This is a genomic window from Roseateles rivi (genome assembly GCF_043555845.1).
Taxonomy (GTDB): Bacteria; Pseudomonadota; Gammaproteobacteria; order Burkholderiales; family Burkholderiaceae_C; genus Roseateles; species Roseateles rivi.
Window position 1 is genome coordinate 341,851 of the sequence record NZ_JBIGHZ010000003.1, and the last position, 15,392, is coordinate 357,242.

The 15,392-nt window shown below is 67.1% G+C and carries 15 protein-coding genes; 7 read left to right on the plus strand and 8 right to left on the minus strand.

Annotated elements, in window-relative coordinates; translation table 11 throughout:
* Positions 1 to 4: 4 nt before the first annotated feature.
* A complete protein-coding gene (gene dinB, locus ACG0Z6_RS08875; RefSeq protein ID WP_474104012.1) occupies positions 5 to 1,219 on the plus strand; it encodes a DNA polymerase IV in 1,215 nt (404 codons plus the stop codon).
* Here the strand turns inward: dinB and ACG0Z6_RS08880 are convergent.
* Positions 1,202 to 1,681, minus strand: a complete 480-nt coding sequence (locus ACG0Z6_RS08880) for a YbaN family protein (RefSeq protein ID WP_394460512.1) — start codon at positions 1,679 to 1,681, stop codon at positions 1,202 to 1,204. The genes dinB and ACG0Z6_RS08880 overlap by 18 nt on opposite strands.
* A 51-nt stretch (positions 1,682 to 1,732) precedes the next feature.
* Between ACG0Z6_RS08880 and ACG0Z6_RS08885 the strand changes: the two genes are divergently transcribed.
* Positions 1,733 to 2,671, plus strand: a complete 939-nt coding sequence (locus ACG0Z6_RS08885; RefSeq protein ID WP_394460514.1) for a LysR family transcriptional regulator — start codon at positions 1,733 to 1,735, stop codon at positions 2,669 to 2,671.
* A gap of 53 nt (positions 2,672 to 2,724) precedes the next feature.
* Positions 2,725 to 3,861, plus strand: coding sequence for an alpha-hydroxy acid oxidase (locus ACG0Z6_RS08890; protein WP_394460515.1), 1,137 nt, complete (start codon positions 2,725 to 2,727; stop codon positions 3,859 to 3,861).
* Between the two features lie 20 nt (positions 3,862 to 3,881).
* Here ACG0Z6_RS08890 and ACG0Z6_RS08895 read toward each other — a convergent pair whose 3' ends face one another.
* A complete protein-coding gene (locus tag ACG0Z6_RS08895; protein ID WP_394460517.1) occupies positions 3,882 to 6,041 on the minus strand; it encodes a S46 family peptidase in 2,160 nt (719 codons plus the stop codon).
* Positions 6,042 to 6,230: 189 nt separating this feature from the next.
* Here ACG0Z6_RS08895 and ACG0Z6_RS08900 point away from each other — a divergent pair, with 189 nt between their 5' ends.
* The gene (locus tag ACG0Z6_RS08900) at positions 6,231 to 6,497 is read left to right on the plus strand and encodes a hypothetical protein (RefSeq protein ID WP_394460518.1); all 267 of its coding nucleotides are present in this window, start codon (positions 6,231 to 6,233) and stop codon (positions 6,495 to 6,497) included.
* An 18-nt stretch (positions 6,498 to 6,515) separates the two neighbouring features.
* Here the strand turns inward: ACG0Z6_RS08900 and ACG0Z6_RS08905 are convergent, their stop codons facing one another.
* Complete coding sequence (locus tag ACG0Z6_RS08905) at positions 6,516 to 6,800, minus strand: hypothetical protein (protein WP_394460520.1); 285 nt, start codon at positions 6,798 to 6,800, stop codon at positions 6,516 to 6,518.
* 190 nt (positions 6,801 to 6,990) lie between these two features.
* Between ACG0Z6_RS08905 and ACG0Z6_RS08910 the strand changes: the two genes are divergently transcribed.
* Positions 6,991 to 7,536: a deoxycytidylate deaminase gene (locus ACG0Z6_RS08910; protein WP_394460522.1), complete on the plus strand. Its 546-nt coding sequence runs from the start codon at positions 6,991 to 6,993 to the stop codon at positions 7,534 to 7,536.
* Between the two features lie 10 nt (positions 7,537 to 7,546).
* Here the strand turns inward: ACG0Z6_RS08910 and ACG0Z6_RS08915 are convergent, their stop codons facing one another.
* Entirely contained in the window at positions 7,547 to 8,026 is a 480-nt protein-coding gene (locus ACG0Z6_RS08915) for an SET domain-containing protein (RefSeq protein WP_394460523.1), read from the minus strand.
* 282 nt (positions 8,027 to 8,308) lie between these two features.
* Between ACG0Z6_RS08915 and ACG0Z6_RS08920 the strand changes: the two genes are divergently transcribed.
* Positions 8,309 to 8,827 carry a GNAT family N-acetyltransferase gene (locus tag ACG0Z6_RS08920; protein ID WP_394460525.1) on the plus strand — a complete coding sequence of 173 codons (519 nt, stop codon included), beginning with the start codon at positions 8,309 to 8,311 and terminating at the stop codon, positions 8,825 to 8,827.
* An 8-nt stretch (positions 8,828 to 8,835) separates the two neighbouring features.
* Here the strand turns inward: ACG0Z6_RS08920 and ACG0Z6_RS08925 are convergent, their stop codons facing one another.
* The 4 genes from ACG0Z6_RS08925 to ACG0Z6_RS08940 form a co-directional block, all read right to left on the minus strand.
* Complete coding sequence (locus ACG0Z6_RS08925) at positions 8,836 to 11,895, minus strand: efflux RND transporter permease subunit (RefSeq protein WP_394460526.1); 3,060 nt, start codon at positions 11,893 to 11,895, stop codon at positions 8,836 to 8,838.
* 19 nt (positions 11,896 to 11,914) lie between these two features.
* Entirely contained in the window at positions 11,915 to 13,054 is a 1,140-nt protein-coding gene (locus ACG0Z6_RS08930) for an efflux RND transporter periplasmic adaptor subunit (RefSeq protein ID WP_394460528.1), read from the minus strand.
* A gap of 119 nt (positions 13,055 to 13,173) precedes the next feature.
* Positions 13,174 to 13,605: a ribonuclease HI gene (gene rnhA, locus ACG0Z6_RS08935; RefSeq protein WP_394461000.1), complete on the minus strand. Its 432-nt coding sequence runs from the start codon at positions 13,603 to 13,605 to the stop codon at positions 13,174 to 13,176.
* A 74-nt stretch (positions 13,606 to 13,679) separates the two neighbouring features.
* Positions 13,680 to 14,516, minus strand: coding sequence for a class I SAM-dependent methyltransferase (locus tag ACG0Z6_RS08940; RefSeq protein WP_394460530.1), 837 nt, complete (start codon positions 14,514 to 14,516; stop codon positions 13,680 to 13,682).
* Positions 14,517 to 14,534: 18 nt separating this feature from the next.
* Between ACG0Z6_RS08940 and gloB the strand changes: the two genes are divergently transcribed.
* A complete protein-coding gene (gloB, locus tag ACG0Z6_RS08945) occupies positions 14,535 to 15,320 on the plus strand; it encodes a hydroxyacylglutathione hydrolase (protein WP_394460532.1) in 786 nt (261 codons plus the stop codon).
* Positions 15,321 to 15,392 lie beyond the last annotated feature (72 nt).

Sequence of the window (15,392 nt, forward strand, 5' to 3'; positions counted from 1 at the left end):
CGATGTGAAGCCGCGGCTCATCGCCCACCTCGACATGGACGCGTTTTATGCGTCCGTTGAGTTGCTGCGCTACCCCGAGCTTCAAGGCCTGCCCGTGGTGGTGGGCGGGCGCCGCGCTCACGCACCCACGCTGGGCGAGGATGGCCAGCGCCGCTTCGCCCTGCTGGGCGACTACAGCGGGCGCGGTGTGGCCACCACCGCCACCTATGCGGCTCGCGCCTTGGGTGTGCATTCGGGCATGGGCTTGATGAAAGCGGCCCTGCTGGCTCCCCAAGCCATCTTGCTGCCGGCGGACTTTGAGGCCTACCGGCACTACTCGCGCCTGTTCAAAGCAGCGGTGCGCGACATCGCGCCGCACATCGAAGACCGCGGCATCGACGAGATCTACATCGACCTCAGCGAGGTGCCCGGCGCGCACGACACGGTGGGCCACGACCCCCTGGGCGGTGTGCGGGCGCTGGCACGCGAGATCAAAAGCGCGGTGTTGCGTGCCACGGGATTGAGCTGCTCCATCGGCGTCACGCCCAACAAGCTGCTGTCAAAAATCGCGTCTGAACTGGACAAGCCCAATGGCCTGACGGTGCTGGCCGCCGAAGACTGGCGGGAGCGCATCTGGCCGCTGCCGCTGCGGCGCATCAACGGCATTGGGCCCAAGGCCGGCGCCAAGCTGCAGGCTCTGGGGCTGCACAGCATTGCCGACCTGGCCGCCGCACCGCCGCTGCTGTTGCGCCAGCACTTTGGCCCCAGCTACAGCGCCTGGCTGCACGAAGCCGCGCACGGCCGGGACGAGCGCCCGGTGGTGACGCACAGCGAGCCCGTGAGCCTGAGCCGCGAGACCACCTTCGAGCGCGACCTGCACGCCCAGCGCGACCGGCCCCAGCTCTCGGCCGTGTTCACCCAGCTGTGCCAACAGCTCGAGGGCGACCTGGCACGCAAGGGCTATGCCGGGCGCACCGTGGGCATCAAGCTGCGCTTTGAGGGCTTTCGCACCGTCACCCGCGACCTCACACTGCGCGAGCCCGTCAGCAGCGCCAGCCAAATTCGCCAGGCCGCCGGGCAGTGCCTCAAGCGTGTGGATTTGAGCGACCGCATCCGCCTCCTGGGCGTGCGCGTGAGCAAGCTCTGCCGCAATGCCGATGGAGCGGCCCAAAACGCCGCGGTGACCGCTGCGGCCGCCCCGAAGGACGCCGCCCAGCCGCAATCACTGCCGCTGTTTTGAGGGCCGCTGGCGGCTCACCGTGCCGTCGGGCCAGCGCGTGGGCAAGCGCCACATCCACAGCGCCACGGCCAGGCAGCACAAGGCCGGCAACCAGCGCAGCCGTGGCAGGCTCAAGGCGGCCGAGAGCGAGCCCACGGCCATCATGAACCAGGCCAGCTGCTTGGCGCGCCAGGGCACGGCGCGATGCTGGCGCCAGTCACCCACCATGGGTCCAAAACGCGGGTGGGTGAGCAGCCAACGCTCGCAGCGCTGGCTGCCGCGCGCAAAGCAAAACGCGGCTAGCAGCACAAACGGTGTGGTGGGCAGCAGGGGCACCACAATGCCCACCACGCCCAGGGCCAGCGCGGCAAAGCCCGCCAGCAGCCAGGGCAGGCGCTGCCACCAGGGGCGGTAGAGGGTCTGAGCGCCAGCGCTGGCGGGCACCTCGCTGGAGGGCCCGTGGGGAAAATCGGCATCAGGCATGCCCGGGATCATCGCATGGCGACTTGCCCCTGGCTGGCCTAAAGTGCGCTCATGACCCTCGACGCCCCTCTGCGCCTTCCCTCGCTGGATGCCTTGCGCGCCTTTGAAGCCGCTGCCCGGCTGGGCAGCCTGGAACACGCCGCCCAGACCCTGCACATCACTCCCAGCGCCGTTGGCAAGCGCATTGCCGCGCTGGAACAGCAGCTGGGCCTGACCCTGCTGGAGCGCCCCGCCAAGCCCCTGCGCCTGAGCGCCAGCGGGCGCGAGTACCTCGAGCAAGTGCGCTCAGCGCTGGCACTGCTGGCTGCGGTACCGCTGCACCGCCCGGCACGGCTGCGCCGCACGCGCGTGACCCTGAGCGCACCGCCCACTCTGGCGCGCCAGGTGCTGGTGGCGGGCCTGCCCGAGCTGGCGCGCCAAGCACCTGAGGTGGAGCTGGAGTTGGTGCTGTCCTCGCCCTACGCGCAGCACAGCGCCCTGCCCTGCGATCTGGAGGTCTGCCAGGCCCCGGACGATCTCAGCCAAGCCCCGGTGTGGCAGCAGCTCTTGCACGGCAGCGTCACCCCCATGGCCTCGCCCGCGCTGCTGCAACGCCACGGCCCGCTGCGTCATGCGGCTGACCTGGCCGGCCTGCCCCTGCTGTGCTCGCCGCTGCAGCCCTGGGCCCCGTGGTTGGCCGCCGCAGGCCTGGACTGGGCCGAGCCCGAGCAAGGCCCGCGCCTGGTGGACCTGGGCTTGGCGCTGGAAGCCGCAGCGCAAGGCCAGGGCGTGGTGCTGGGGCAAACCCTGCTGGCAGCACCGTTGCTGCGCCAGGGCCTGCTGCAGCCGCTGTTTGACTTGAGCGTGCCGGCGCTGCGCGCCTATGGCCTGCGCGCGCACCGCGACACCCCCGCCAGCCGCGCCGTGGTGCAGTGGCTGCAGCGCCACTGCCAGAGCGTGGCGGAAATTTCTTCCGGCTCAGCCAGCCCAAGATTCCCGCCAAGCTCCTGACATGCGCCCTAGCATGGCGCGTTGCTGAACCACACAAAATCTGGAGTGAGCCCATGAGCGTCGTGACCACCATCGGTGATTTGCAAGCCCTGGCCCGCAAGCGCGTGCCGCGCATGTTCTACGACTACGCGGACTCCGGCTCCTGGACCGAAAGCACCTACCGCGCCAACGAAACAGACTTTGCGCGCTGGAAGTTCCGCCAGCGCGTGGCCGTGAACATGGAAAACCGCAGCACCGCCACCACCATGGTGGGCCAGCCTGTGGCCATGCCCGTGGCGCTGGCCCCCACGGGGCTCACCGGCATGCAGCATGCCGACGGCGAAATCCTCGCCGCACAGGCCGCCGAAGCGTTTGGCGTGCCCTTCACGCTGTCGACCATGAGCATTTGCTCCATCGAGGACGTGGCCGCGCACACCAAGTCGCCGTTTTGGTTCCAGCTCTATGTGATGAAAGACCGCGGCTTTATTGCCGACTTGATCGATCGCGCGCGCGCCGCCAAGTGCAGCGCCCTGGTGCTGACGCTGGACCTGCAAATCCTCGGCCAGCGCCACAAGGATTTGAAAAACGGCCTCTCCGCCCCGCCCAAGCCCACGCTGGCCAACATGCTCAACCTCGCCACCAAGCCACGCTGGTGCCTGGGCATGTTGGGCACCAGACGGCACGGCTTTGGCAATATCGTGGGCCATGTCAAAGGCGTCAAAGACATGGGCTCGCTGTCGGAGTGGACGGCCAAGCAGTTCGACCCTGCGCTGTCCTGGGACGATGTGCAGTGGATTCGTGACCGCTGGGAGGGCAAGCTCATCCTCAAGGGCATCATGGATCCGCAAGACGCTGTGCTGGCCGCACGCAGCGGCGCGGACGCGCTGATTGTCAGCAACCACGGCGGGCGCCAGCTCGACGGCACGGAATCCAGCATCGCCGCCCTGCCTCGCATCGTGCAGGCCGTGGGCCAGGACATCGAGGTGCACATGGATGGCGGCATCCGCAGCGGCCAAGACGTGCTCAAGGCCTGGGCGCTGGGCGCGCGCGGCTGCTATATCGGGCGGGCCTTTTTGTACGGCCTGGGGGCCAATGGGCGCGAAGGCGTGAGCCAGGCCCTGCAAATCATTCACAAGGAATTAGATCTGAGCATGGCCTTTTGCGGCCACACCCAGATCCGCACCGTGGATCAGAACATTCTGCTGCCCTGAACCACGGCCGGGCGCTGCCTTTAGCGCACGCCCATTTCTTGCAGCAGGCGCTGGGCTTTGTCCACCACCTTCATCTGCCACAGCATGTAGCGCGCGTCCAGGCAGATGCTGCGGTTGCGCTTGTCGTCGAAGTCCCAGTCAGAGATCACGGTGTCGAGCGTGCCGTCAAACAGCAGGCCCACCAGCTGGCCCTGCGCATTGAGCACGGGGGAGCCGGAGTTGCCGCCGGTGGTGTCCAGCGTGGCCAGGAAGTTCACGGGCACAGTGCCGAGCTTGGCGTCGGCATAGCCATCCCAGTTGCGCGCCTTGATGGCCGCCAGCTGAGCGGCCGGGGCATCGAACTCGCCCTCGCCACGGTGCTTGGCCACAATGCCTTGCACGGTGGTGAAGGCATGCCAGTCGGAGCCATCCACCGCGGGCTTGCGGCCACTGACCTTGCCGAACGCCACGCGCAGGCTGCTGTTGGCGTCAGGGTAAATCTCCTCCCCGGCGGCGGCACGGTAGGCGCGCAAGGCCTCCATCACCCGCACATAACGCTTGCCCAGGCGGCCCTGCAAATCACGCTGCAGCGCTTGCTGCTGCAGCCGGTGCTGGCGCAGCGCCACGGCGGCGCGCACCATGCTGTCGCTGCTGCGCTCGAACTCCGCCACGGGGCGCTCCAGCCAGGCCAGGCGCTGTGCGTCGTCCTGCAGCTGGGTGCCGGCATACAGAGCCGTCAGGGCCTGCTGCAGCGCGGCCTCGTCCATTTGCGCGTTCACGCCCAAGGCACCGAGCAAGGCGGCGTTGGTCTTGTCGCGCTTGAGGTATTGCTGCAGGAAGTGCAGCACCAGGGCCCGGTCGGTGTCGGCGTCGTAGCGCTTGCCCAGGCTGGTCACGGCTTCGCGCCAATCCCCTTCGTCCCGCGCCTGGTAGCCGCTTTCGCGCTGGTCGGCCGGTTTGGTGCGCTCATGCGCCAGGTGCAGCAGCTCGGCGGCATGGCCCAGCAGCGTGGGTTCAATCTGGTCTTGCCAGCGCAAATCGGTTTGCAGGGCCTGGCGCTGGGCCAACAGCTCATCCACCTCTTGCAGCGCAGCCCCCCAACGGGCGCGGCGCGCGGGGTCGGCCTGCACCCAGGCCAGCAGCTTGGCGTGGCTCGCTTCGCGGCGCTGCAGCAGGTCACCACCTTCGTAGCTGGCGAGTTGGCCTTGGGTGTTTTTGTAGTAGTTGGCAACGCCCGCCACCGTGTTGGCCATGCGGATCTCGGCGTCACGGCGCCCTGCCGTGCTGGCCTTGATGATGGCCAATATGTCGCCCATCTGCGCCACATCGCGCGGCTTTTGCTCTTCAAAGGCGTAGGCCACTTCGCGCGGCAGGCGGTAGCGGTCGGTGCTGCCGGGGTAGCCCGCCACCATCACAAAGTCACCTTCACGCAGCGGCGTTGTGGCCATTTGCAGGTGGTGTTTGGGTTGGTAGGGCTGGTTGTTGGCGGCGTAGTCCGCTGGCTTGCCGTCCGGCCCCACATAGGCACGGTAGAAGCTGTAGTCGCCGGTGTGGCGGGGCCACATCCAGTTGTCGGTGTCGCCGCCGAACAGGCCCACGCCCTGTGCGGGCGCGTGCACCACGCGCACGTCGCGAATCTCCAGCTGCTTGATCAGGCGGTAGAGGCTGCCACCGTAGTAGGCCTTGACCGTGCAGCGGTGGCCGCTGTCTTGCTCGCACTCGCGCACCAGTTGCTGCGTGCGCTTTTCCAGCGCTTGCGTGCGGGCCTGGCCGTCGAGCTGCTGCAGCTGCGCGTCCAGCACACGTGCGGTGACATCGGTTTGCGCCACCGTCACCAGCACCCGTGTGCCGGGTGCGGCAGGCAGTTCGTCCTTGAGCTCAGCTGCCAGAAAGCCGTGCTTCAGCAAGTCGCGCTGGGGGCTGCTGTTGTACTGCAAGCTGCCATAGACGCAGTGGTGGTTGGTCACCACCAAGCCCTTGGGCGATACAAAGGAGGCCGAGCAGCCATCCAGGCTCACCACCGCACCCAGCGGGTGGGCCAGCAAATCAGACAGCGGCCCCACCGGCATTTGCAGCCCCGCAGCCTTCATGGGGGCGGCCAGCTTGGGAAGTTGGTCGGGCAGCCACATGCCCTCATGAGCCGCCGCACTGCCCAGCACCGCAGCCAGCGGCAGGCCCACCGAAAGTACACGCCATTTCATCGTCAAACCCTCAATCATTTTTTTACATGCGCCGCCCCGGGCGCGGGGGCGACATCGTCACATGAAAACACGCTGCCCCGACTAGCCATATGCCCCAGTACGGCACCCTGGTTTGCTGTAAACGCCAGGGCATCTGCCGATATCCAGACGACACACTCGCGCCGCGCCATGTGTCTCTGGGGGCTGTCCATGAAGTTGAATCAAGCAGAACAGGTATGCCGCTGGATGGCCCTGCACGGGCGGCGCCACCCAGTCGAGGCAGCGACCTGGAATGGGGTGATCATGCTGGCGCTTTTGGGTTACGCCGTGCTGCCCATGTTGGTGCTCACTCAGGATTGGCTGATGTTGCCTGTGAGCCTGGCGGCTGTGGTCATGCCCGAAGGCTATGCGGGCGCGCGGCGCAGGCTGCACCGGCGTCAGCGGCTGCGCTGCGATTGGCTAGGCGCTTTGCGCTGAGGTCTTGCCTGTCCTGACTCAGTGCAGGAGGCCTATCCACTCACCGCTGCATTGGTAGCGGTCAAACAGCTGGGTGGCCAGTGCGCGCAGGGCTTCATCGCCTTGGGCATGGGCTTGACCCAGACGTTCCAGCGCGTAGAGCCGGTCGTAGACCATGCGCGTGGGCTGCAGGCTGAGCCCGCAGCGCTGCATGGCTTCATGCAACTCCCACAGCTGACCCATGGGCACCGGGGCGGCCAGCACCATGCCCAAATCCATAGTCAGGCCAGAGCTCTGGGCTTGATGGGTGGCTTGGGTGTTCATGGGCGGCCTCCTGGCGGGGTGAGTGCGGTGCTGCAATGGAGTGAATGATGCGCCGCTGCGGCGCCAAACTTGAGCCGAATAAACACCCCAAGCACCGCCCAATTCAAGGCAAGACCAGCGGCCGCACCTGCCCTCGCCCCCAAGAGTGGCGCGCATACACTCAAGCCCTGTGTTTGACGCCTCTGCCCCTATGGACCCGCACGACAACAACCATTCGCTGCTGCCTTGGCACTCCATGTTCATGGGCGTGGCACTGCTGGCAGCCAGCCGCTCCAAAGATGCGCGCAAACGCAACGGTGCTTGCATTGCCAGCGCTGATTTCAAGATTCTGGGCGTGGGCTACAACGGGCTGCCCCGCGGCTGCAACGACACCGACCCCAGCTACTGGATGGACCAGGACGACGACCCCGTGCACTCGCGCCACAGCTATATCGTGCACGCCGAGGTCAACGCCATCCTCAACTGCGTGGTGCTGCCGCTGACGGGCTCCACCATCTACACCACCCAATTCCCCTGCCCGCGCTGCACGCAGTCCATCATCCAGGTGGGCATCCGCGAGGTGGTCTATCTGGACAAAAAAGAGCACCAGCTGGCGCTCAACACGGCATCGCAAAAAATGCTGGACGACGCTGGTGTGGCGGTGCGCGCTCTGCGCGACGCGCAGCCCATGTCAGCCCAGTGGTGCAAATCGCTCGAAGGCTTTATCCAAGCCACGGCCGACCAGCACCGGGCTTAGTGCCCCAGGGCTAGAGACGCCCCACGCACTGCGCTGCGCCGCAGCTACAGCGCAGCCGCCCAGCGTGGTGGCTCTGGCCGTAGTTGCAGGTGATTTCCTCGCCGCTGGCGATGTCGCGCAGCGCAAAAAATTCCGCCCGGCCCTGGCGGATGTGCAGCACCGCATTGGGCGCACAGCTGTGGTTGACGAAGCGCAGCAGCGAATCGCTGTCGCTGGCGTCGATGGCCGTGCGTGCGCTGATCTCCACGATGTGAATGCGCGCCAGCTGCCGCACACGGCGCCGCGCCTCAGACACAGAGATGGTTTGCCCCCGCATCTCGCCAATCTTCTGGCGCACGGCAATGGCCTCGTCGGCAAACACGCCCTGCCCGTCAATGGCACTGGGGCCCACGCGCAAAGCCACACGCTCGGCCGGTTGCGGGCCGCTGGGTTTCGCACTGGGCGCGGCATCAGGCGCAGCAGCGCCAGCAAGGGTGTGGAGTCGAGGCATGGGCGCGCAACAATCTCTAGGCCAGAACAACAGCGCCAAAGCGCAAGGCCCGATTGTCGCTTGACGCGCCCCCACATCGGCAGGCAGACTGAGCCGCATGTCTAGCGCCTTGCACCTACTCACCTGCCCTGCGCCCCTGCGCTTCATGCGTCAGGTAGCAGCGCTATGGATGAGGCTGGCGCGGTAGCCCCATCCCCCTTCTTCCCCTCAGCAGCCCGCGCCACACCAGCGCGGGCTGTTTTGTTTTTGGCCCCACCCACCCCGACGAAAAGGAGCTTGCCCATGGACTTCACACTGCGCCGCGCCACAGCCGACGACGCAAGCGCTATGGCCGACTTGATGGCCCACCCCGAGGTACAGCCGCAGCTGCTGCAACTGCCCCATGCCGCGCCAGCCCACTGGCGCCAGCGCCTGGGCGAGGTGCAGGACCCGCAAAACGGTGATCTGCAATTGCTCGCGGTGCGGGGCTCGGAACTGCTGGGCAGTGCCGGCGTGCACAAGGTGTCGGCCCGTCAGCGGCTGGCCCACGTGCGCACTTTCGGCATGGCAGTGCACCCCAACGCACGGCGCCAAGGTGTGGGCAATGCACTCCTGGGCACGCTGGTGGACTATGCCCAGCAGTGGCTGGGCTGTCGCCGCCTGGAGCTGACCGTGTTTTGCGACAACACGCCGGCCCTGACCCTGTACGAACGCCACGGGTTTGAGATCGAGGGGCGGCTGCGCGCCTACGCCCTGCGCCAAGGCAGGCTGCAAGACGTGTTTGTGATGTCACGCCTCTTCGACGCCCCAGCCCGGGCTTGAACGCGGCCTCAGGCCGAAGGCAACTCGGCCTCGCGGATTTCCCCGGGCACGCTGCGCCGCGCCATGAGCACATAGACCGTGGGCACCACAAAAATGGTCAGCAGCGTGCCCAGGCTCATGCCACCCACAATCACCCAGCCGATGTTCTGCCGGCTCTCAGCCCCCGCACCGCTGGCCAGGGCCAGGGGCAGCGCGCCCAGCACCATGGCGCCCGTGGTCATGAGGATGGGGCGCAGGCGCAGGGCCGAAGCCTCCACCACCGCTTGCACCGTGGCGCGGCCTTGCTGGCGCAGTTGGTTGGAGAACTCCACGATCAGGATGCCGTGCTTGGTGATCAAGCCCACCAGGGTGATGAGGCCGATTTGTGAGTACACATTGAGCGTGCCGCCCGAGAGCTGCAGCGCGGCCAGAGCCCCCACCATGGACAGCGGCACGGAGAGCATGATGACGAAGGGGTCCACAAAGCTCTCGAACTGCGCGGCCAGCACCAGGTAGATGAAGAGCAGCGCCAGCACAAACACCAGAGCCAAGGCGCCGCTGGAGGTTTTGAACTCGCGCGACATGCCGCCCAGCTCGGTGGCATAGCCCGGTGGCAGTTGCTCGCGGGCGATGCGGTCCATTTCCTTGAGCGCATCACCCAGCGCAAAGTTGGGCGTGAGGTTGGCGGTGATGGTCACCGCGCGGCGCTGGTTGAAGTGGTTGAGCTCGCGCGGGCTCACGGCCTCGCGCACGCGCACCAGGCTGGCCAGGGGCACCAGGGTGTCGCCGCGGCCGCGCACAAACAAGCGCTCGATTTGCTGCGGCGTGGTGCGGTTGGCTGCATCGGTTTGCACCATCACGTCGTACTGGTCGGCCTGGCGCTTGTAGCGCGTCACCACCCGGCTGCCCAGCATGGTCTCGACCGTGCGCGCCACCTGGTCCACCTGCACGCCCAGGGCGGCGGCGCGTTCGCGGTCCACCTCTACCAGCAGCTCGGGCTTGTTCAAGCGCAAATCGCTATCTACCTGGATGAAGCCGGGGTTGCGCGCCATGGCGGCCATGACGTCGGCCGCCACTTTGTTCATGTTTTGATAGCTGTCGCTGCTGACGATCACGTAGTAGACCGGCCGCGACGAGAAGCCCTGCCCCAGGCTGGGTGGCGTGGACGGGAAGGCCGTCACGCCGGGCAGCTGGCTGAGCTGCGGTGCCAGCTCGCGCGCCAGCTGCTGCGAGGTTTTGCTGCGGTCGTTCCAGTCAGTGGTGCGCAAAATCGCCAGCCCCGAAGACACCGAACCGCCGTTGAACAAAAAGCGCCGCTCAAACTCAGGCACCTGCCCGGCAATGCGCTCCACCGCGTCCATATAGCGGGCGGTAAAGGCCAGGGTCGCGCCATCGGGGGCTGACAGCGGCACCACCACCACGCCACGGTCTTCCAGGGGCGCCAGCTCGCTCTTGGCGGTTTTGAACAGCCACGCGCTGCCGCCCGCGCAGGCCAGCATCACCAGCACCACCAGCGCTTTGTGCTGCAGCGTCCAGCCCAGCGCCCGCGCGTAGCGTGCGCTCAGGCCCTGCAGCAGCTGCTCCATGCCCGCGTCAAAGCGCGAAGGCTTGGGGTTGTGGCGCAGCAGCTTGGAGCACATCATGGGCGTGAGCGTGAGCGCCACAAAGCCCGACACCAAGACCGCGCCGGCCAGCGTCAGCGCAAACTCGACAAACAAGCGCCCCGTGCGCCCCGGCGTGAACGCCAGCGGCGCAAACACCGCCGCCAACGTCAGCGTCATGGCCACCACGGCAAAGCCAATCTCACGCGCACCGCGAAATGCCGCCTGCAGCGGGCTCAAGCCCTCTTCGATGTGGCGAAAAATGTTCTCCAGCACCACGATGGCGTCGTCCACCACCAGGCCAATGGCCAGCACCAGAGCCAGCAGGGTCAGCGTGTTGACACTGAAACCCGCCGCGGCCATGAGCGCGAAAGAGCCAATCAGGCTCACGGGAATGGTGACCAGCGGGATGATGGAGGCCCGCAGCGTGCGCAGGAACAGGAACACCACCAAGGCCACCAGCACCACCGCCTCGACAATGGTTTTGTAGACCGATTGGATGGAGCGGTCGATGAACACGGCGTTGTCGGCCGCAGGCCGCGCCACGATGCCCTTGGGCAAATCTTCCTGCAACTGCGGCAGCAGCGCGCTCACGGCTTGAGACAGCTCCAGGGGGTTGGCCTGGGCCTGCTTGATGATGCCCACACCCACCGAGGGCACGCCGTTGTAGCGCACGCGCGAGCGCTCGCTGGCGGCGGCTTCTTCAATGCGCGCCACGTCCGCGAGGCGCACCACGCTGCGGCCGCTCTGGCGCAGCACCACCTGCGAGAACTCGGCCACCGTGTTCAAGTCGGTGCGCGCGGTCACGCTGAACTCGCGCTGCTCGCTCTCGATACGCCCTGCGGGCACCTCCAGGTTTTGGCGGCGCAGCGCGTCTTCCACGTCCTGCACGGTCAGGCGGTAAGCGGCCAGCCGCTCGGGGTCCAGCCAGATGCGCATGGCATAGCGCCGGTCGCCCCCCACCTCGACATCGGCCACGCCAGCAATGGTTTGCAGCCGGGGCTTGACGATGCGGTTGACCACATCGGTGATCTCCAGCGGGCTCAAGGTCTCGCTGGTGAAAGCAATACGGATGGTGGGCTGGGCATCGGCCTCGACCTTGGCCACCACGGGCTCGTCCACGGCAGCAGGCAGGCGGCCACGCACGCGCGTGACGCGGTCGCGCACATCGGCCGCGGCGTCGTCGGGATTTTTCTCGAGCTTGAAGCGCACCGAGATCTGGCTCGATTCCGAGCGCGAGATGGAGCTGACGATGTCTACCCCATCAATGCCGGAGATGGAGTCCTCCAGCGGCTTGGTGACCTGGCTTTCGATCACCTCGCTGGAGGCACCCACCAAGCGGGTGTTGACCGTGACCACGGGCTCGTCGATGCGCGGGTACTCGCGCAGCGAGAGCTTGGAATAGGACACCAGCCCCACCAGCACCAGCAGCAAGGACATCACGGTGGCCAGCACCGGACGGCGTATGGAGATTTCCGAGAGTTTCATGCCAGCTCGCTCCCGGGGCTCAGCGCGAAGCCGCGCTAGCGGCCGAAGCAGCCTGGCCCACGCGGTCCACATCGACCACACGGATGAGCGGGGGCTCGCCACGCATGAGCTTGGCCTGGCCTGCCGTCACCACCTCGTCACCGGGGCGCAGGCCTTCGAGCACCTCCACCATGCCCGAGGCACGCTGACCCAAGCGGGCCTCCAGGCGCTGCACGCTGCGGTCTTGCCCGCGAGCCACCACTTTGAAGAGGTATTGCTTGCCACCCTGGGGCACCAGGGCCTCTTCGGGCACCACCACGGCTTGGGCGCGCACGGCCAGCGCCAGGCGCACGCGCGCAAACTGGCCCGAACGCAGGCCACGGTCCGGCGCCTGCAAGCGGGCGCGCACCAGCAGCGCGCGGCCGGTGGCGTCGAGCTGCACATCGCTGGCCTCCACCTTGGCCGCAAAGTGCTGGCCCGGCAGTGCGTCGAGCTGCACCTCCAGCGCCTGCCCCTGGCGCAGCAGCGGCACAAAACGCTCGGGCAGGCTGAAGTCCACCCACATGGTGGAGTTGTCTTCAATGGCCACCAGCTCAGCGCTGTCCTTCACATAGTCACCCGGGTGCACGGCACGCAAGCCCATCACCCCATCAAACGGGGCCAAGACCTGCAGGCGCTGCAACTGTGCACGCGCCAACGCCACCTGGGCCTCGGCCACTTCCAGTGTGGACGCAGCTTGGTCCACCGCACTGGCCGAGACAAAGTTTTGCGCCAGCAAATCGCGGTTGCGCTGCAGCTGCGTGCGCGCCAGTTGGGCCTGCGCTTGAGCTTGGCGCAGCTGCGCCTGCTGCAGAGCGTCGTCCAGCTGCACCAGCAGCTGCCCGGCGCGCACACGCTGGCCGTCCACGAAATTGAGCTTCACCACGCGGCCGCTGGTCTCAGCGCGCAACACCACGGACTGCTTGGCCCGCAGCGTGCCCACGGCCTGTGCCTCCTCAGCCAGGGCCTGGGCTTGCACGGGCCGCACTTCCACCGTCACCGGGCCTGAGGGTGCTGCGGCCGCACCGGCTTGCGCACGCGGGCCTGCCTTGGCCGCCGGACGCTGCCACACATAGGCCAGCGCCAACACCACGATCAAGCCCACCAGTGCCCAAACGGTTTGAGGTTTTTTGAGGTTCATGAAGCAAAGCTCTCCTGCGAGCAACTGTAGTGGCAAGCACACCCGCTGCCGCCCTCGCAGCGCAGGGGCTTGCGCCAGGCGGCGGTCTTGGCGGTGTCAACGGCGGCGGCGCACCGCCGCTAGCGGCGGGAGAGCGACTCCACGCCCTTGTTGGCCAGCGCATCGGCACGCTCGTTGCCGGGGTCGCCCGCATGGCCTTTGACCCAGCGCCACTGCATTTCGTGCAGGGCTTGCAGCGCATGCAGGCGCTGCCAGAGCTCGGCGTTTTTCACTGGCTTGCCATCGGCGGTCTTCCAACCCCGGCGCTGCCAGTTGGTGATCCACTCCGTCATGCCTTTGCGCACGTATTCGCTGTCGGTGTAGATGGTGACCTTGCAGCTGCGCTTGAGCGAGGCCAGCGCCTCGATCACTGCGGTGAGCTCCATGCGGTTGTTGGTGGTGCCGGGTTCGCCACCGAACAGCTCTTTTTCATGGCCATTGCTGCTGAGCCAGGCGCCCCAGCCACCCGGACCAGGGTTGCCTTTGCAAGCACCGTCGGTGTAGACCACCACCTGGGGCTTGGCGATGGCGGGCTTTGGGGCGGCAGGGCTGGCGCCCGTGGGCTGTTCGTTTGACAAGGATGGACTCACTCAGGTTCAGAAGAGGAAAAAGGCTGCGGCCAGGGCGTGGGCGCATGACGCCCGACCGCCACGGCTGGCGCACTGCCACTGGCGGCACGGCGCCGCGCGGGTTTGATCAAACGCATGGCCGGAACGCGCTTGACGGCTTGCACCATGTACACCGCGCCCAGTACCGGCCACCAACGCGCGCCCAGCCGCTCCAGCACGGCCCCGCGCTCCAGCCAGGTTTGCGAGCGCCAGGGCATGCGGTAGGCACCAAACTCGGCTTCAAAAATCTCCAGCCCCAGCAGGCGCAACCAGTCTCTGAGCCGCCAGTAGCCGAGGTATTCGGCCTGGGCGGGCAGTTCTGGCAAAAACAGCTCACGGGGTCGACCGGGCCGCCGCGGGCGCAGCAGGCCCAGATTCTGCCGCAGCACCCATGCCCCTGCGGGGTTCATGCCCAAGACCACCAAGCGCCCTTCGGGGCGCAGCACGCGCTCGACTTCGCGCAGGCAGCGGTGGGGGTCTTGCGTGCGCTCCAGGGTGTGCGGCAGCACCACCAAGTCCAGGCTGGAGGAGGGAAAGGGCAAAGCATCGAACTCGCACAGCAGCGCGGCGCTGGCATGCTCGCTGCCCTCCTGCGCCAGCCAGCGCTGCGGCATGCGGTTGGCGCGCAGGCCCTGCAAGGCGGGCATGCCCAGCTGCAGCGCGTGAAAGCCAAAGCAGTCGGCCACCGCACTGTCAATCCGGGGCTGCGCCCAATCCAGCAAATAACGCCCCGGTGGCGTGTCCAGCCACGCCGCCCACGCGTCGTCCTCAGTCCAGCCTGAGGGCGAAACTACAATGGGGCTATCACCGTTCATCACCATACCTCGCGCTGCATGAACCTGGTCGCACTCCCCGCCTTCCACGACAACTACATCTGGCTGCTGCACGATGCTGAGCAAGCCTTGGTCGTGGACCCGGGTGAGGCCTCGGTGGTGCAGCAAGCCTTGGCGCAGCGCCAACTGCAACTCAGCGGGATTCTAGTGACGCATCACCACGCCGATCATGTCGGCGGTGTGGCGCAACTCGTCGCTGAGCACGGCGCCACGGTGTGGGGCCCGGCCAGCCTGCAATTACCCGGTGTCGACATCCAGCCCTGCCTGGGCGATGAAGTCTTGGACTGGGCGGGGCTCACCATCGAGGTGCTGGCCACGCCTGGCCACACCCTGGACCATCTGGCTTTTGTGCTGCGCGCGCAAGCCGCTCTGGAAGAGCCTCTGCTGTTTTGCGGCGACACCTTGTTTTCAGCGGGCTGCGGGCGCTTGTTTGAAGGCCAGCCGGCCCAGCTCCATGCCTCGCTGCAGCGCTTGGCCAGCCTGCCCCCCCACACACGCGTGTGCTGCGCTCACGAGTACACGCTGGCCAATCTGCGCTTTGCACGTATGCTGCAGCCCGAACTTGCGGCGCTGCAAGCGCATGAGGCCTGGGCCCAGGCGCAGCGGCGCCACAACCTGCCCACCCTGCCCAGCACCCTGGCCAAGGAACGCGAGATCAACCCCTATTTGCGCTGTGATTCGCCAGCCCTGGCGGCTGCCGCACAGCGCTTTGCCCCGCAACTCAACCCGCAGGACCCCATCGCAGTTCTGGCCGCCCTGCGCCAATGGAAAAACGAGTTTCAATGACCCGAGCAAGCCGCCCCAACCTCCCCCTTCGCGCCCTCAGCGCCCTGCTGCCCCTCGTGCTAGCAGCCTGCG